This is a genomic window from Acinetobacter sp. YH12040 (genome assembly GCF_013420005.1).
GTDB lineage: Bacteria > Pseudomonadota > Gammaproteobacteria > Pseudomonadales > Moraxellaceae > Acinetobacter > Acinetobacter amyesii.
In genome coordinates this window covers 1-15,226 of the sequence record NZ_VOZB01000009.1, presented here as the reverse complement: position 1 = coordinate 15,226, position 15,226 = coordinate 1, and the positions used below count along the sequence as shown (strand labels likewise).

The 15,226-nt window shown below is 42.0% G+C and carries 11 protein-coding genes; 2 read left to right on the top strand and 9 right to left on the bottom strand.

The window, feature by feature from the left end; genetic code table 11:
- Window positions 1-21 precede the first annotated feature (21 nt).
- The 4 genes from FTT99_RS11190 to ilvD (FTT99_RS11175) form a co-directional block, all read right to left on the bottom strand.
- Window positions 22-309, bottom strand: a complete 288-nt coding sequence (locus FTT99_RS11190) for a chorismate mutase (RefSeq protein WP_078191648.1) — start codon at window positions 307-309, stop codon at window positions 22-24.
- Window positions 290-1,612, bottom strand: coding sequence for a hypothetical protein (locus FTT99_RS11185; RefSeq protein WP_180131358.1), 1,323 nt, complete (start codon window positions 1,610-1,612; stop codon window positions 290-292). Before FTT99_RS11185 ends, FTT99_RS11190 begins: the two co-directional genes overlap by 20 nt.
- Window positions 1,613-1,763: 151 nt before the next feature.
- A complete protein-coding gene (gene ilvD, locus FTT99_RS11180) occupies window positions 1,764-3,449 on the bottom strand; it encodes a dihydroxy-acid dehydratase (protein WP_180131361.1) in 1,686 nt (561 codons plus the stop codon).
- Window positions 3,450-4,136: 687 nt separating this feature from the next.
- Window positions 4,137-5,966, bottom strand: a complete 1,830-nt coding sequence (ilvD, locus tag FTT99_RS11175) for a dihydroxy-acid dehydratase (RefSeq protein WP_180107271.1) — start codon at window positions 5,964-5,966, stop codon at window positions 4,137-4,139.
- Between the two features lie 437 nt (window positions 5,967-6,403).
- Between ilvD (FTT99_RS11175) and fmt the strand changes: the two genes are divergently transcribed.
- Complete coding sequence (fmt, locus tag FTT99_RS11170) at window positions 6,404-7,363, top strand: methionyl-tRNA formyltransferase (protein WP_180122069.1); 960 nt, start codon at window positions 6,404-6,406, stop codon at window positions 7,361-7,363.
- Entirely contained in the window at window positions 7,363-8,670 is a 1,308-nt protein-coding gene (gene rsmB / locus FTT99_RS11165) for a 16S rRNA (cytosine(967)-C(5))-methyltransferase RsmB (protein ID WP_180131364.1), read from the top strand. Before fmt ends, rsmB begins: the two co-directional genes overlap by 1 nt.
- A 74-nt stretch (window positions 8,671-8,744) precedes the next feature.
- Here rsmB and FTT99_RS11160 read toward each other — a convergent pair whose 3' ends face one another.
- The 5 genes from FTT99_RS11160 to FTT99_RS11140 form a co-directional block, all read right to left on the bottom strand.
- Window positions 8,745-8,852 carry a methionine/alanine import family NSS transporter small subunit gene (locus tag FTT99_RS11160; protein ID WP_078191653.1) on the bottom strand — a complete coding sequence of 36 codons (108 nt, stop codon included), beginning with the start codon at window positions 8,850-8,852 and terminating at the stop codon, window positions 8,745-8,747.
- Window position 8,853: 1 nt separating this feature from the next.
- Entirely contained in the window at window positions 8,854-10,338 is a 1,485-nt protein-coding gene (locus tag FTT99_RS11155) for a sodium-dependent transporter (RefSeq protein WP_180131367.1), read from the bottom strand.
- A 367-nt stretch (window positions 10,339-10,705) separates the two neighbouring features.
- Entirely contained in the window at window positions 10,706-11,224 is a 519-nt protein-coding gene (locus tag FTT99_RS11150; RefSeq protein WP_373684588.1) for a DUF1287 domain-containing protein, read from the bottom strand.
- Window positions 11,225-11,352: 128 nt separating this feature from the next.
- Entirely contained in the window at window positions 11,353-12,798 is a 1,446-nt protein-coding gene (locus FTT99_RS11145; protein WP_180131373.1) for an aldehyde dehydrogenase family protein, read from the bottom strand.
- Between the two features lie 360 nt (window positions 12,799-13,158).
- On the bottom strand, window positions 13,159-14,532 hold the full coding sequence (locus FTT99_RS11140; RefSeq protein WP_180107717.1) for an MFS transporter: 1,374 nt from the start codon (window positions 14,530-14,532) through the stop codon (window positions 13,159-13,161).
- Window positions 14,533-15,226 lie beyond the last annotated feature (694 nt).

Sequence of the window (15,226 nt, the reverse complement as noted above, 5' to 3'; positions counted from 1 at the left end):
TCTAATCTCAAAAACTAAAAATTACGGTCGGATCTCTTTCAACTCACGTTGAATAAAATGCTGAATCATATCGCGGTATAAACGTTCCACAATATCTGCATTTACACCGTGCTCTGTGGCTTGTAGACGAATTTTACTTATCACCGCTTCGACACGTTCTGGTGATTGAACATCCTGTACTGAACGCTTAAAACGCACCGCTTGATCGACATAAAACTGACGTGCAGCAATGAGCTCAATAATCCCCTGATCAATCACATCAATCTGTGCGCGGGCTTGCTCTAATGACTCAACTTTTTCTTTCTTCATCTTCTCTGGCTTCACTTTCAGCGGTGTTTTCACTTTTATACTTCTCTTCTAACACATTACTGAAAATACTTTCAATCATCCAAACGCGGTATAAGCTATTAAATACATAGCTTTGACCTGCAATACGTAATTCTAAAACAGGAAAATCGGGCTGTGACTTCATCTCACAGTGCATATCATTTTCTTTTAATTTTTCAGCAATATCGTTAGTAGTCAGTTCAGAAATCTCTAACTCATACTGTAAAGCCTGAAAATGTGCTTTGAAAGATAAATCACGCCCTTTGGTCCATACAGCTTCCAAAATGCGATGCATCACATCGACACGTTGCTCTTCAGGCGCACTGTAGTAAAGCTGTGACATAGCTAAAGTCGCAGCTTCTGTAGGTCGGCAAAATGGCGTGAACTTAACTTCCGTCCGTTTAGACAGACGAGTTGCCAAACTCCAGTCAAACAGATCACGACCGTGATACGACAATGGATACACATTCAGCTGAATATTATAATAGTCCGCCAATTCCTCACGAATATAAGCCAACAGTAACCATGAAATCGGATCTTCCATCGCGATGTAGAGATCAAGCTCAGGATCGAGTCCCTGAATCTCATTCAACTCTTCTGCATCACTGATCAGGTGCTCACGCCATTCAATATGATTGATCATAAAGATCGGGTTATCTGTCAGAAGTTTTTGTTGTTTTAAACGGCGCGTTAAACGCAGTAAATCATCTACAGCATGGTACTTACGTTCACCAAACTCAAAATAGCCCGATAAAATCGGGGTATCGGTAAAGATACGTTCAGGAAAATCTTGAGCTTTATGATGACGGCTGGCCATCGCGTACAGTGTTCTCAGCTTGCCATACTGCTTTTGCCACAGCATGTGGAACACATCTTCAAGTAAATAAAGAAAATCTTGGCCGCGTAATGGCGTATTTTTTAGAATAATTTCGGCTTGTTCTAAAGCTTCGGCGGTCGGTTGTTCAGGTGTTTCATGAAAACTAAAACGATGCTGCCGCGCTAAAATTTGGGCATCATTCAGACAATATTGTTGCCATTCTATCGATGACATTTGATTTGGAGGTTCAGCACTCTGACGACAAATAATCACTTTTAGTGGCTTAATTTCATCACTGAGAATTTCTTCTAATTGAGGCAGTTGCTGCGCAGCCAAATAGCTATAAACATCATCCAGTCGAAGATAAACACTCAGACCTTGTTCCGTGGGTAACACCGCTTGTCGGGTCGGTTTCTGATAAAACCAACTCGATCGGATTGGATCGAACCAACGGCGTAACAGTGACATGCGTTTTTTGCCTCAAAATGATGAATTGTGCTGAGCACTGCCAGCACATGCTTAAATTCAACTTCTATTATGAAGCTGTTTTAAATGAGATATAAGCCTTGTGCAAAACTTATATCAAGTCAGGGCTAAATGTTCAATGTTTAACAATGGATTAGACGTCTAGATTTAGGTCAGTCACCGCACCTTTCTCCGCACCAGAGGTCAGCTTGGCAAATTTAGCCAAAGCGCCATGGGTATAATTCGGTTTCGGTTTGACCCAGGCCGCGCGACGTGCAGCAAGTTCATCCTCAGCCACATGCCACGTCATTTCACGGGTTTCAGCGTTAATTGATATTTTATCGCCGTTTTTGACCAAGCCAATTGGGCCGCCTTCATAGGCTTCTGGTGTCACATGACCAATCACAAAACCATGGCTGCCGCCCGAGAAACGCCCATCGGTCAACAGTGCGACGGATTGGCCTAGACCTTTACCAATAATCGCTGAAGTCGGTTTCAGCATTTCAGGCATACCCGGTCCGCCTTTCGGCCCAACACCGCGGATCACCACCACTTCACCTTCTTGTACTTCGCCATCTAAAATACCGCGCATGGCACCCTGCTCACCCTCAAATACCCGCGCAGGCCCCTCAAAATACAGCCCTTCTTTACCGGTAATTTTAGCCACTGCACCCGTCGGCGACAAATTTCCTTTGAGTACCACCAAATGTGAATCCTTTTTGATTGGCGCATCAAACGGCAAAATAATTTGCTGTCCTTCAGGATAGTCTGCTACATCGGCTAAGTTTTCCGCCAAAGTTTTGCCCGTAACGGTGAGGCAAGAACCGTCGAGCATGCCGGCATCCAGCATGCGCTTCATCAGCGGCTGAATACCGCCAATGGCGATCAGTTCCGACATTAAATATTTACCCGATGGCCGCACATCGGCCACCACAGGAATGTCTTTGCCAATACGCACAAAATCATCCAAAGACAGTTCCACGCCTGCGGTATGCGCCATGGCAATCAAATGCAGTACGCCATTGGTTGAACCGCCTAAAGCAATCAGCACTTTAATCGAGTTTTCAAAAGCGGCTTTGGTCATAATGTCGCGCGGCTTAATATCGAGACGCAGCAGGTTCATCACGGCTTCACCTGCGCGTTGGCAATCTTCAATTTTATCTGCTGAAACTGCTTCCTGCGCCGATGAACCTGGCAAGCTCATGCCCAGTGCTTCAATCGCTGAAGCCATCGAATTGGCCGTATACATACCACCGCACGAACCCGGCCCCGGCAGCGCGACTTCTTCAATCTGCTTGACCTGAATTTCATTAATTTCGCCTTTGGCGTGCTGACCAACTGCTTCAAATACCGAAATCATGTCGGTATGCCCTGCTCCGGGTTTGATGGTGCCACCATAAATAAACAGGCCCGGACGGTTTAATCGCGCCAAACCCATGATACAGCCCGGCATGTTCTTGTCGCAGCCGCCTATGGCAATTACGCCATCATAGGCCTGACAGCCCACTACGGCTTCAATAGAATCGGCAATGATTTCCCGCGATAGCAATGAATACTTCATGCCTTCTGTACCGTTGGAAATGCCGTCAGAAATGGTGATGGTATTAAAAATAATGCCTTTCCCGCCTGCAGCATTCACCCCACTTTCAGCTTCACGCGCCAAGCCATCAATATGCATATTACACGGCGTGACATTGGCCCAAGTCGAAGCAATACCAATAAATGGGCGTTTAAAGTCTGCATCTTGGAAGCCCGTGGCACGCATCATGGAACGTGCAGGCGCATTCTCTATGCCTTCATAAACAGGAGCAGAATGTTCGCGGATATTATTTTTACTCATTGTTCTTCCTTGGCGATCGCTGATTTTGGCTTCAGCTTTGGCGGGTTCTTTTAAATTTATTGTATAGAAAGCGCTCGGCATGTAAAAGAAATTACATCTCAACAAAAGAGATTTTTAGCGCATGCAATACCATTCAATCACATGACAAAGCGACATGGATGTCGCTGTTTTCCTGTATGGCAGGGATGCAATATCAGGAGAACAAAAGATTTTTGTTACTTTGGATCTTTCAAAAGTAAGGGATTGCCTACACAAAGCCATATAAATTATAGCTACTATTCGAGGCTGTCTTTTTAGAATTTTAATGACATCCACTAATTATTAAATTTTATTTAGTTGCTTCAAGAAACATTATTTTTAATCAGATTAAGAAATCTATAACTTAGAATTATTGTCCCATTATTTCATTTAAAAGCTGATTACAGCGGAGTCTTACCTCTATAAAAGCTAATTTTCGGAGCACGTATGTTACTTTTGTTTTGGCAAAAGTAACCAAAACCATTTGTCATCCGCAAAACTCGGCAACTGGTTGCAACTCAAAAATTGATCGCAGAAAAATCCACTTTTAAATTACCGTTTGCCTCAGACAGTTGCGGATGACATTTCCTCGTATCCAATGCAAGTTATGTAGATGTAAATTAAAAAAGCACCCCATGTGGAGTGCTTTTTTATTTGGAGATCTAAAATTTAGATTTCACGTACTGCGCCTTTCGCCGCACTCGTAGTATGCATTGCATAGGCTTTCAATGCTTTCGAAATTTTGCGTGGACGCTCTTCAACTGGATGCCAACCTTTGGCTTCTTGCGCTGCACGGCGAGCCGCCATCGTAGCGTCATCAACAGCTAAGTTGATGGTACGGTTTGGAATATCGATTTCGATTAAATCACCATCTTCCACCAAACCAATTGCACCGCCTTCTGCTGCTTCTGGAGATACGTGACCAATTGAAAGGCCTGATGAACCGCCCGAGAAACGACCGTCAGTCAATAATGCACATTCTTTGCCTAGACCTTTCGATTTTAAGTAGCTGGTTGGGTACAGCATTTCTTGCATACCCGGACCACCACGTGGGCCTTCATAGCGAATCACCACCACATCACCGGCTTTGATTTCATTACCCAAGATCGCCTCTACTGCTGAATCTTGGCTTTCAAACACACGTGCAGTACCGTTGAATTTCAAGATTGAATCATCTACACCCGCAGTTTTTACGATACAACCATCGAGCGCAATGTTGCCATAAAGCACAGCTAAGCCACCGTCTTTCGAGAACGCATGTTCAGCATTACGGATCACGCCATTTTCACGGTCACCGTCAAGACGTTGGTAATAACGATCTTGAGAGAATGCTGTTTGCGTTGGTACACCGCCCGGCGCTGAACGGAAGAATTGGTAAACGTCTTCATTTTCAGTACGGATGATGTCCCATTTATCCAAGGCATCTTTTAGTGAAGCTTCATGAACGGTACCAACCGAAGTATCGAGCAAGCCTGCACGGTCTAATTCACCGAGAATTGACATGATGCCGCCCGCACGGTGTACATCTTCCATATGCACGTCGTTTTTCGCAGGTGCAACTTTACAGAGTACAGGCACTTTGCGAGACAAACGGTCAATGTCGTCCATCGTGAAATCAACGCCAGCTTCATTGGCTGCAGCCAACAAGTGTAGAACGGTATTGGTTGAACCACCCATCGCGATGTCTAAAGTCATGGCATTTTCATACGAGGCTTTGGTCACCATTTCACGTGGCAATACGCTGTAATCATCTTGTTCATAATGACGTTTAGCCAATTCAACAATTAAAGAGCCTGCGCGTTCGAATAATTTTTTACGGTTTGCATGTGTTGCCAGTGTAGAACCGTTACCCGGTAAAGACAGACCCAATGCTTCTGTTAAGCAGTTCATTGAGTTTGCGGTGAACATACCTGAGCATGAACCGCAAGTTGGGCATGCAGAACGTTCGTATTCAGCAACTTCTTCATCGGTATAGTTGTCATCTGCAGCTACAATCATGGCATCAATCAAGTCGATCGCTTTGTCATTGCCACGAATTTTGACTTTACCCGCTTCCATTGGGCCGCCAGACACAAACACCACTGGAATGTTCAAGCGCATTGCCGCCATCAACATCCCTGGGGTAATTTTGTCACAGTTGGAAATACATACCATGGCATCGGCACAGTGCGCGCTTACCATGTATTCCACAGAGTCTGCAATTAAGTCTCGTGAAGGTAATGAATACAGCATCCCGTCATGGCCCATCGCAATACCGTCATCGACTGCGATAGTATTGAACTCTTTGGCTACACCGCCTGCTTGCTCAATTTGACGCGCCACGAGTTGACCAAGGTCTTTAAGATGAACGTGACCCGGTACAAATTGAGTAAATGAGTTCACGACGGCAATAATTGGTTTACCGAAGTCTTCATCTTTCATACCAGTTGCGCGCCATAAGCCGCGCGCACCCGCCATATTTCTTCCGTGTGTCGATGTTTTTGAACGATAGTCAGGCATTTTATATTTCCAACAAAGTTTGAGCTTGAAATGAATCCTACAGATTCACTCTGGCTAAATCATACTGACAATGATGTAAAATCAGTCGAATTTTAAACCTATCATACACCAAGCCATTGTTTTTAAAGATGGCTTTTTAAGCTGAGATTTGGGCAGATGGGTCTATCAATAAAAACGAGTGATTTGACGACAAAAATCTTTTAACTGAAATCTACTATACCGCCATCAATGGCTGCACAATACAAAACTTTCATGAATAATTTTTAAATTTTATATAAATATAATTTATTTAAAAATTGCAAATTTGCGATTTTGGGTTATGAAATCATTGAGCTTGGACAGCTTCAAAGTTGCAAAAATCAATTTCTAATGTTCTAAATTACGCATTAATCATTTGCTATAATCCACATATTCAACACAGATTCGGTTCATTCATTTTGAAAATCATCTTTGCCGGTACGCCAGAATTTGCCGCAACAGCACTAGCTGCATTGCTCAACACACAACATGAAATTGTTGCGGTATACACTCAACCTGACCGCAAAGCTGGACGTGGACAAAAACTCACAGCTTCTGCCGTAAAGCAATTGGCTTTAAAGCACCATATTCCTGTTTACCAACCCCTTCATTTCAAATCATCGACTGAAGAAGGTTTAGCCGCACAAGCTGAATTAGCCGCTTTAAATGCCGATGTTATGGTGGTTGCAGCCTATGGTTTGATCTTGCCGCAAGTCGTGCTAGATACCCCGAAATATGGTTGTCTGAATATTCATGGTTCATTGCTGCCACGTTGGCGCGGTGCAGCACCGATTCAACGTGCCATCGCAACAGGTGATATTGAAACAGGTGTCACCATTATGAAAATGGCAGCCGGACTCGATACTGGCGACATGATGTATAAAACCATCTGCCCGATTGAAGCAACGGATACCTCTGCAACTTTGCATGACAAACTTGCAGAGCAAGGTGCAACTGCAATTGCTGCCGTTTTAGACACTGAACAAACATTGCAGCAATATTTAGACAGCCGTGAAGTCCAAGACGAAGCATTAACAGTTTATGCACATAAGCTTTCAAAAGCCGAAGCAAAAATTGATTGGTCCATCGATGCCGTACAAATCGATCGTAATATTCGTGCCTTTAATCCGTGGCCGGTAGCATTTATTCAGTTAGATGAACAAAACAACTTACGTGTTTGGCATTCTGAACTTTCTGCTGTGTCTGCACCGAACGCTCAAGCAGGTGAAATCATCGCTATCGATAAAAAAGGCATACACGTTGCCTGTGCCAATGGCAGCGTGATTATTTTGACCTCTTTACAATGGCCAGGCGCTAAACCACTCAACCCTGTACAAATTTTACAAACCCAAAAATTGACTATTGGACAAATTTTATAATGAAGCAATCTCCCAACGCCTCGACCCGAGACCTTAATTTACGTGCTCAGGTAGTGAAGACGTTATTGGCTGTCCAAAATGGTCAATCGCTGCAATCTGTCCTCGCGCAGCAAATGAATATCGTGTCAGATAAAGACCGTGCGTTATTCCATGAATTGGTGCTTGGTTGTTTACGTCAATGGTACGCATTGAAACAACTGACTTTACCGCTTCTGTCTAAACCGGTAGATAACCAAGTGGTTGAAACCTGTTTATACCTTGGTTTGTACCAATTGTTGTGTACCCGTGTCGCAGCTCATGCTGCAATTTCTGAAACGGTGGAAGCTGCAAAACAATTGGGTATGGGAAGTCTAAGTGGCTTAATCAACGCAATTTTGCGCCGTGCAACACGTGAAACAGAACAGTTCTACGATGTACTTGAACAAGCCACAAATCTACCAAGTTGGTTAACCAAACGCCTGAAAAAAGACTGGGGCGAACAATTTGATGAACTTAGTTATGAGCTTAAGCAAATTGCACCACTGACTTTACGTGTCAATACACGCCAAGTCAGCCGTGACGAATACCTCGATATTTTGGAAGATGAAGGCATCGATGCACATCGCTGTGAACTCTCTAATGTCGGTATTGTGATGGACGAAAGCCTACATATTCCAAGTTTGCCGGGCTTTGAAGCAGGTGGTTTTTCGGTACAAGATGAACATGCTCAACTGTGTGCAACACTATTACCAAATCTCGATGGTAAATTTGTGATTGATGCTTGTGCTGCACCGGGTGGTAAAACCGCACATATTTTAGAGACTTTCCAACCGAAGAAACTCATTGCACTGGATCAAGATGAAAAGCGTCTGAAACGCGTGGTTGAAAACCTTGATCGTTTGGATCTCGATGGTAAACATGTTGAAATTCAGACTGCCGATGCCATCACCTATACTGCTCCTGAACTTGCTGATTGTATCGTGCTCGATGCGCCATGTACTGCTGTCGGTGTAATGCGTCGTCATCCTGATATTCGTTTACTACGTCAATCGGGCGACATTGCAAAAACTGTAGTGTTACAAAAACAAATTTTGGAAAACATGTGGAAGCAGCTTAAAGTCGGCGGCACGCTGCTTTACATCACATGCTCGATTTTAAAAGCTGAAAATGAACAGCAAATGGTTGAGTTCTTTGCCAATCATGCCGATGCCCAAGAAATTAAAATTGAAGCGGATTGGGGTGTTGAACAAATTCATGGTCGTCAATTGTTCCCGAAAGTGGGTTATGGCGATGGCTTCTTCTACTGCCTCATTCAAAAAACAGCTTAATCTACAATAGAATTTGCTTTTTAGTACCACATAAAAAAGGAACCCTCGGGTTCCTTTTTTATCAACGATGAAGCTTAATCTTCTTCATCTGGATGTTTTGCTAAATGGATCGACGCTAAGATCAAACCGCCCCAAAGCAAAACAATTGAAATGATCATCATGATTAATGCAGATGTATTCATGTTATTTCTCCTCAGGGTTTTTGTCTTTCATGCAACTAAATACAATCGCACCAAGCACAAAGATCGCAATGACTAAACCGGCTACAGGCAATAACACGTCAACTGGATAACCACCATAGCCTTTAGATGCAACGTCTTTAATGGTTAAGCCTAAAGCTACTAATAATGAAAGCGGAGTAACAACCGTTAATAAGAAGTTCCAACCAAAGCCCAATTTGATACTTGAATATTGATTCACATGATTACGTAATTGCGCAAGCAATGGACGACGGAACCAAGACACCAAGATAATCGAGAACAAACCACCCGCTACGATACCAATGTTATTGGCGAAGTAGTCAATGATGTCAACGAAAGTAATCGCACTGTGGGTTGAGAAAATTAAGGTCGATACAATGGCAGAACCACCCGCAACAATCGTTACAGCTTTTTTACGTGACCAGCCGAATTTATCTTGGAACGACGCAATTGGCACTTCCAAAATACTCACCATTGAGGTGATCCCTGCTACAGCCAGTGACGAGAAGAACAAGAAACCAAATAAATCGCCGCCAGCACCTAAGCTCGAAATGATTTTCGGGAAAGCAATAAACGCAAGACCAATACCGCCTGAAACCACTTCATTTACAGGTACGCCCGCACTATGCGCCATAAAGCCCAATGCCGCAAAAATACCAATACCCGCTAAAATTTCAAATGATGAGTTGGCTAATGCAACGACTACACCTGAACCGGTCAAGTTGGTTTTTGCTTTTAAGTAAGACGCATAGGTCAACATGATCCCGAAACCAATCGATAACGAGAAGAAGATATGACCAAAGGCTGCTAACCATACTTTATAGTCAGTCATCGCTTCCCAGTTTGGTGTAAAGAATGCATTTAGACCTTCTGTAGCCCCAGGTAAACGCACCGCTTGAATCACCAAAATCGAGAATAAAATCACCAACAATGGAATAAAGATTTTATTCGAAAGCTCAACACCCTTCTTCACACCACCATATAAGATGAACATAGTAATCGCCCAAACAATCACCAATCCAAAAAATAAGGTCGGTACAAAACCAAAGGCAATTCCATCGGCATTTTGCAAGTAGGTATTAAAGAAGAAGCCTTGCGTATCTTCACCCCATTTTTGACCAATTGAGTAGAAAATATAACTGCCGGCCCATGACAATACGCTGGCATAGTAGATTCCGATGATGAGTGTCACCATCACTTGCCACCAGCCTAATGCCTCACTGTTCATAAGTTTTTTATATGCAGTAGGCGGTGCTTTTCGGAATTTATGCCCCACTGCATAATCTAAGAATAATAAAGGCAAACCCGCTGCAAAAATTGCAATTAAATAGGGAATTAAAAATGCACCGCCACCATTTTCATATGCCACGTAAGGGAAACGCCAAATGTTTCCCAAACCTACAGCGGAACCAATAGCGGCAATGATAAATCCTGATCGTGCCGACCAGTTTTCACGATTATCTGACATAGAACACCTAAACCTCAGGCATCTTTAACTGCTGCTTGTTATGGTTATATCGCGAGCAAAAAAAGAACCATAAAAATAAAATTCTGGGTGTTTGATCTGGTGAGATACCTTGTGAGCGTCTATACCAAATTGCAAACAGAAAAATCACATGCGCATTTTGGTTAAAAACACCACAAATAACTTTCCCTTTGTATGAATTAACAATACTCACTTTTTTTAAGTTTTTCTGTAATTTCTACGGCAAATATTCCATTTTTATAATGTGTTTAGGCTTAAATGTTCATTTAATCAGCTTATTTTTCATACAATTTAAGTTATCAATAATATAACTTTTAGGAATATTTTATTTCCAATTAAATTTTTAAAGTTATTTCACTCGATAATGTCCGGTAATTTGATAGGCATGTAAAATATCTTCTTCCTGTGTGCCCTCTCCAATATTATGGATGATGAGCGGAACATCGCTAGCTTTCACTTTACGATCTGAAACCACGCCGATATGCACTAAACCACGTCCTAAGTCCCAAGTGACAATATCTCCTGCCAAATACTGCTTATCCTTGATTACATAGCCCTGACGTTGCATCCAAGTTTGAATATTGGGAACACGTCGATGATCAATATTTTTATCAGTACTTTTTAAGCCCCATTTTTGTGGATACTGCTTAAAATTGGCTTTCATATCTTCATGAATGGCTTGTTGTAAATCAATCCCTTGCTGTCGTAATGCACGAATTATCACATCGGTACAAACACCCTTGATTAAAGGGACATCTCCCATCGGATAACGCAGTGCAGTATACGCAGGATCATAATATAAGGTTTTCCCAATCTGACTGCGTGCATCCGTCACCATTTGAGTGGCGTTAAAGGCAAAGACAGCCATATTCACGGTCAGCAAACTGACCAATAATAAAATTCTTTTCATTTTTTCTTATGCACTTTAGGTTTTTGAAATGATTAAAAAATGGGCTTCGAACAGATCCATACTGAACCAAGCCCAAGTTTAAACTGCTACAGTTTTATCGCCAATACGCGTTCTTCTTGCATATCTCGAATGGCAGACTGAATTCCTTCACGGCCTAAGCCAGAATCTTTTACGCCACCATATGGCATGTTATCAACACGGAAAGATGGAATGTCATTAATAATCACTCCACCGACCTCTAAGTGATTCCACGCATACAACATTTTATTCAAATTTTGCGTATAGATGCCCGCCTGTAAACCAAAACGGCTGCTATTAATTTTGGCGATACCTTTTTCAAAGTTTTTGTATTTCTCTAAAATCGCTACAGGGCCAAAGATTTCATCTTTATACACTTCTAGCGATTCATCGACATTTTCTAATAAAATTGGATCGAGCAATGCACCCTGATGTTCACCACGAACCAATGCTTTGGCACCTTTTTTTACTGCTTTATCGACCCATTTATGCACGCGTGTTGCTTCAGCTTCCTTAATCATTGGACCGACCTTGGTGCTTTCCAACTGTGGATCAGCCGCTTTAAGCTCCTTCATTCTCGCCACGAGTTTTTTCTTCACCTCTGCATAGATATCAGCATGCACCAAGATGCGTTGAACGCTAATACACACCTGCCCTGCATGGTTATACGCCCCACCGACTAAGCGTTCAATAAATGCCGCTGAAATTTCAGTATCAGGCTCAACCAATACAGCAGCGTTGCCACCGAGTTCCAAAGTCACTTTTTTACGCCCCGCACGCGCTTTCATATCCCAGCCGACAACATCGGAACCGGTAAAGCTGAGCAGTTTAAATCGGTCATCTGTTACCAAGACATCTGCATGTTCACGTGGACAAGGTAAAACTGAAAAAGCACCTTTAGGTAAATCCGTTTCTGCCAAAACTTCCGCAATTTTTAAAGCTGAAATAGGCGTCAAACTTGCAGGCTTCAAAACAAATGGACAGCCTGCGGCAATGGCAGGTGCAATTTTATGCGCAGTCAGATTGATCGGAAAATTAAACGGGCTGATCAACGATACAGGACCAATTGGCACATGTTTGACCATGCCTTGATAGCCAGATGCCGCTGCGGTAACCGCCAATGGGATCATGCGACCATCATCCATCTGTGTGACAGCATCGGCAGCAATTTGAAAGGTATTAATTAAACGTTCAACTTCAGCAGCTGCGGCTTTACGCGGTTTTCCACCTTCCGCAATTAAAATTTCAGTCAATTCTGCACGCATTTCATTAAAACGTTTAACACAGTGCAGTAAGATTTTTTGTTTTTGAAAAGGTTCCAATGCCGCCATTGCAGCGCTAGATTTAACTGCTGAATCAATGGCTTTTTCAATGGTTGCAGCATCTGCAAGTGCAACGCGCGCATATACGTCTTGGGTATATTTTTGATCCACTTCTAACCACTGATCGGTAGTCGATGCTTTACCTGCAACATAGAGCGGATAATCTTTTATATCTTGTACGGCTTTGGACATGACGATATTTCCATGATCTTGAGATATTATTGATAAATGTGAATAAATCTATGCCTTCTATCATGCGCTGACTGAGCACAGAGTTCACTATATTTAAGTAACAAAATGAACCACAAGCCTCAAACTCAGCTACCTAAATGCCGTGAATATCATCCCCTATTTCAGATCTCTGCTTGCACTGAAAAACGTATGATCGAGTCTATATATAACGATGAAATTAAATTAGAAAAGCTATCTAAAATATTAAATCTCATTATTTATCATAATATTAATAAATTCTTCAAAACTAAATTAATAATAAAAAATGTGAATACAACATAAAAAAAGCCCATCAAATGACGGGCTTTTTAAATCTATGATTTAGCTATACGAACGCTGTGTTTTCACTGAAGCCTTATTCACATTTTCTAAAGCGGCAACTTCTTCATCCGTTTGCGCTTTGCGAATAAAGAACACTGCAATTGCTGCGATGACTACTGGAATTCCCACAGCCATAAAATTAATTTGATGTGGCAATTCTTGTGATAATAAATAGCCGATCAGAATCGGGCCAACAATCGCACCTGTACGCCCCACAGCAGATGCCCAACCAATACCTGTAGAACGAACAGACAGCGGATAATACTGTGCAACATAGCTATAGAGTAAGATTTGAGAACCAATTGCTGATGCACCTGCCACTGCAACCAAAAGGTAGATCACAGGCTGTGGAGAATTAAAGCCGAGTAAAGATAATGCCACAGCACCTGCTACACATAATGTAATGATCACCGGTTTTAAATGGAACTTATCCGCTAAGATACCTCCCCCAATCGTACCAATTACCGCACCAATATTCATCGCCAATAGGAACGTCAAACTGCTACCTAATGAATAACCTGCGGCCATCATTAGTTTTGGTAACCAACTACCTAATGCATACAGAGTTAATAGGCACATAAAAAAGCATAGCCAAAACAACATCGTACTTATGCCACGACCTTGCTTATACAACGCTCTAACAGACGCTCCACCCGGAACAGCAACTTCAGTCAGTTCAAGTTGAGTATTTGCAGTCACCGTTTGCTCTGGTGCAATGGTTTGAATCATCCTACGAGCTTCATCGTGACGATTCACCTTCACCAAAAATGTGAGCGATTCAGGTAAAAATTTCCAAGCAAATGGCAACAGTAACAGTGGAATACCCGCAATGAAGAACATGATTTGCCAGCCATAATCCGCAGTAAACCATGAACCAAATAGAGCGGCCATGATGCCACCCATTGCATAACCACTGAACATAGTGGTCACTAAAGTACTACGTAGATGCTTAGGTGCATATTCAGACGTCAATGCCACAAGGTTCGGTAATACTCCACCAATGCCAAGTCCAGCAATAAAACGTAAAGCACCAAATTCAGTGGGATTTGATGCAAAACCGCCTAGAAATGTGAATGTACTGAATAAAAATACACAGATCATGATGACTTTCTTACGGCCAATCTTATCAGCCAAAGTACCAAACATCATGGCACCAAACATCATCCCTGCAAGTGCTGTACTCGCAAGCATGCCTGCCTGAACAGCTGTTAATCCCCAATCTTTCATCAATAAAGGCAGCGCAACGCCATTGATCGCTAAGTCATAACCATCAAATAAAATAAGAATTAGACACCACATCATGATGCTGAAATGCGATTTTGTGAACTTAGCGTTATCGACAACGCTATTCACATTCATTGTGCTTGCAGACATTGAACCTCACCTCCAATTGTGAGTTTTATTTTTCGCTACAATGCCGTTTTTCAATGTAAATTGTCCAAAATTACAAAGGTATAGATCCATACCTTTCAGATATATCCATGTTGTTTGGGAATAAAATGTCATAAAAACTCGAATATTTTTGAAATATTTATACATAAAAAAGTCGATGGACTGCGGGTCTAGTTTTAATAATGATTAATTATCAATGTGTTATTAGAAGCTAAATCACAATCAGACGATAGATTATTTGATATGAAAATTGTCAGAATAAAACTCAAATTTTATAGAAAAAAATCGCAGTTCTACGATCTAAGTCGTAGATTTCTAAATCATAAGTCATCAAACATCACTTAAGTCGATAATTAGGCATTTAAACTGTTGTTTTAGCTGACTTACATTCAGGTTTTCCGACATTTTTAGGCTGAGAATTCCCTCAATTGATGATTTTTAAATGCGTTTATTGTCTAATAATCATCCATGTTTAAATAATTCAAGTCTCAATCTATCAATAATTTTCTCATTTTCCTGTTTTATCCTTCTACTTTTCTGCTTATTTTTCCCTTTTCTCCGCACATAAAAAAACACCCCCTGCACTAGTCAGGGGGTGTTTTCGAATAATGAGCTGGCGATGACTTACTCTCACATGGGTAACCCCACACTACCATCAGCGCTAAGAGGTTTCACT

Coding starts and splice junctions, on each gene's coding strand:
- FTT99_RS11190 (WP_078191648.1), bottom strand. CDS start 309: ATGAAGAAAGAAAAAGTTGAGTCATTAGAGCAAGCCCGCGCACAGATT.
- FTT99_RS11185 (WP_180131358.1), bottom strand. CDS start 1,612: ATGTCACTGTTACGCCGTTGGTTCGATCCAATCCGATCGAGTTGGTTT.
- ilvD (WP_180131361.1), bottom strand. CDS start 3,449: ATGAGTAAAAATAATATCCGCGAACATTCTGCTCCTGTTTATGAAGGC.
- ilvD (WP_180107271.1), bottom strand. CDS start 5,966: ATGCCTGACTATCGTTCAAAAACATCGACACACGGAAGAAATATGGCG.
- rsmB (WP_180131364.1), top strand. CDS start 7,363: ATGAAGCAATCTCCCAACGCCTCGACCCGAGACCTTAATTTACGTGCT.
- FTT99_RS11160 (WP_078191653.1), bottom strand. CDS start 8,852: ATGAATACATCTGCATTAATCATGATGATCATTTCAATTGTTTTGCTT.
- FTT99_RS11155 (WP_180131367.1), bottom strand. CDS start 10,338: ATGTCAGATAATCGTGAAAACTGGTCGGCACGATCAGGATTTATCATT.
- FTT99_RS11150 (WP_373684588.1), bottom strand. CDS start 11,224: ATGGCTGTCTTTGCCTTTAACGCCACTCAAATGGTGACGGATGCACGC.
- FTT99_RS11145 (WP_180131373.1), bottom strand. CDS start 12,798: ATGTCCAAAGCCGTACAAGATATAAAAGATTATCCGCTCTATGTTGCA.
- FTT99_RS11140 (WP_180107717.1), bottom strand. CDS start 14,532: ATGTCTGCAAGCACAATGAATGTGAATAGCGTTGTCGATAACGCTAAG.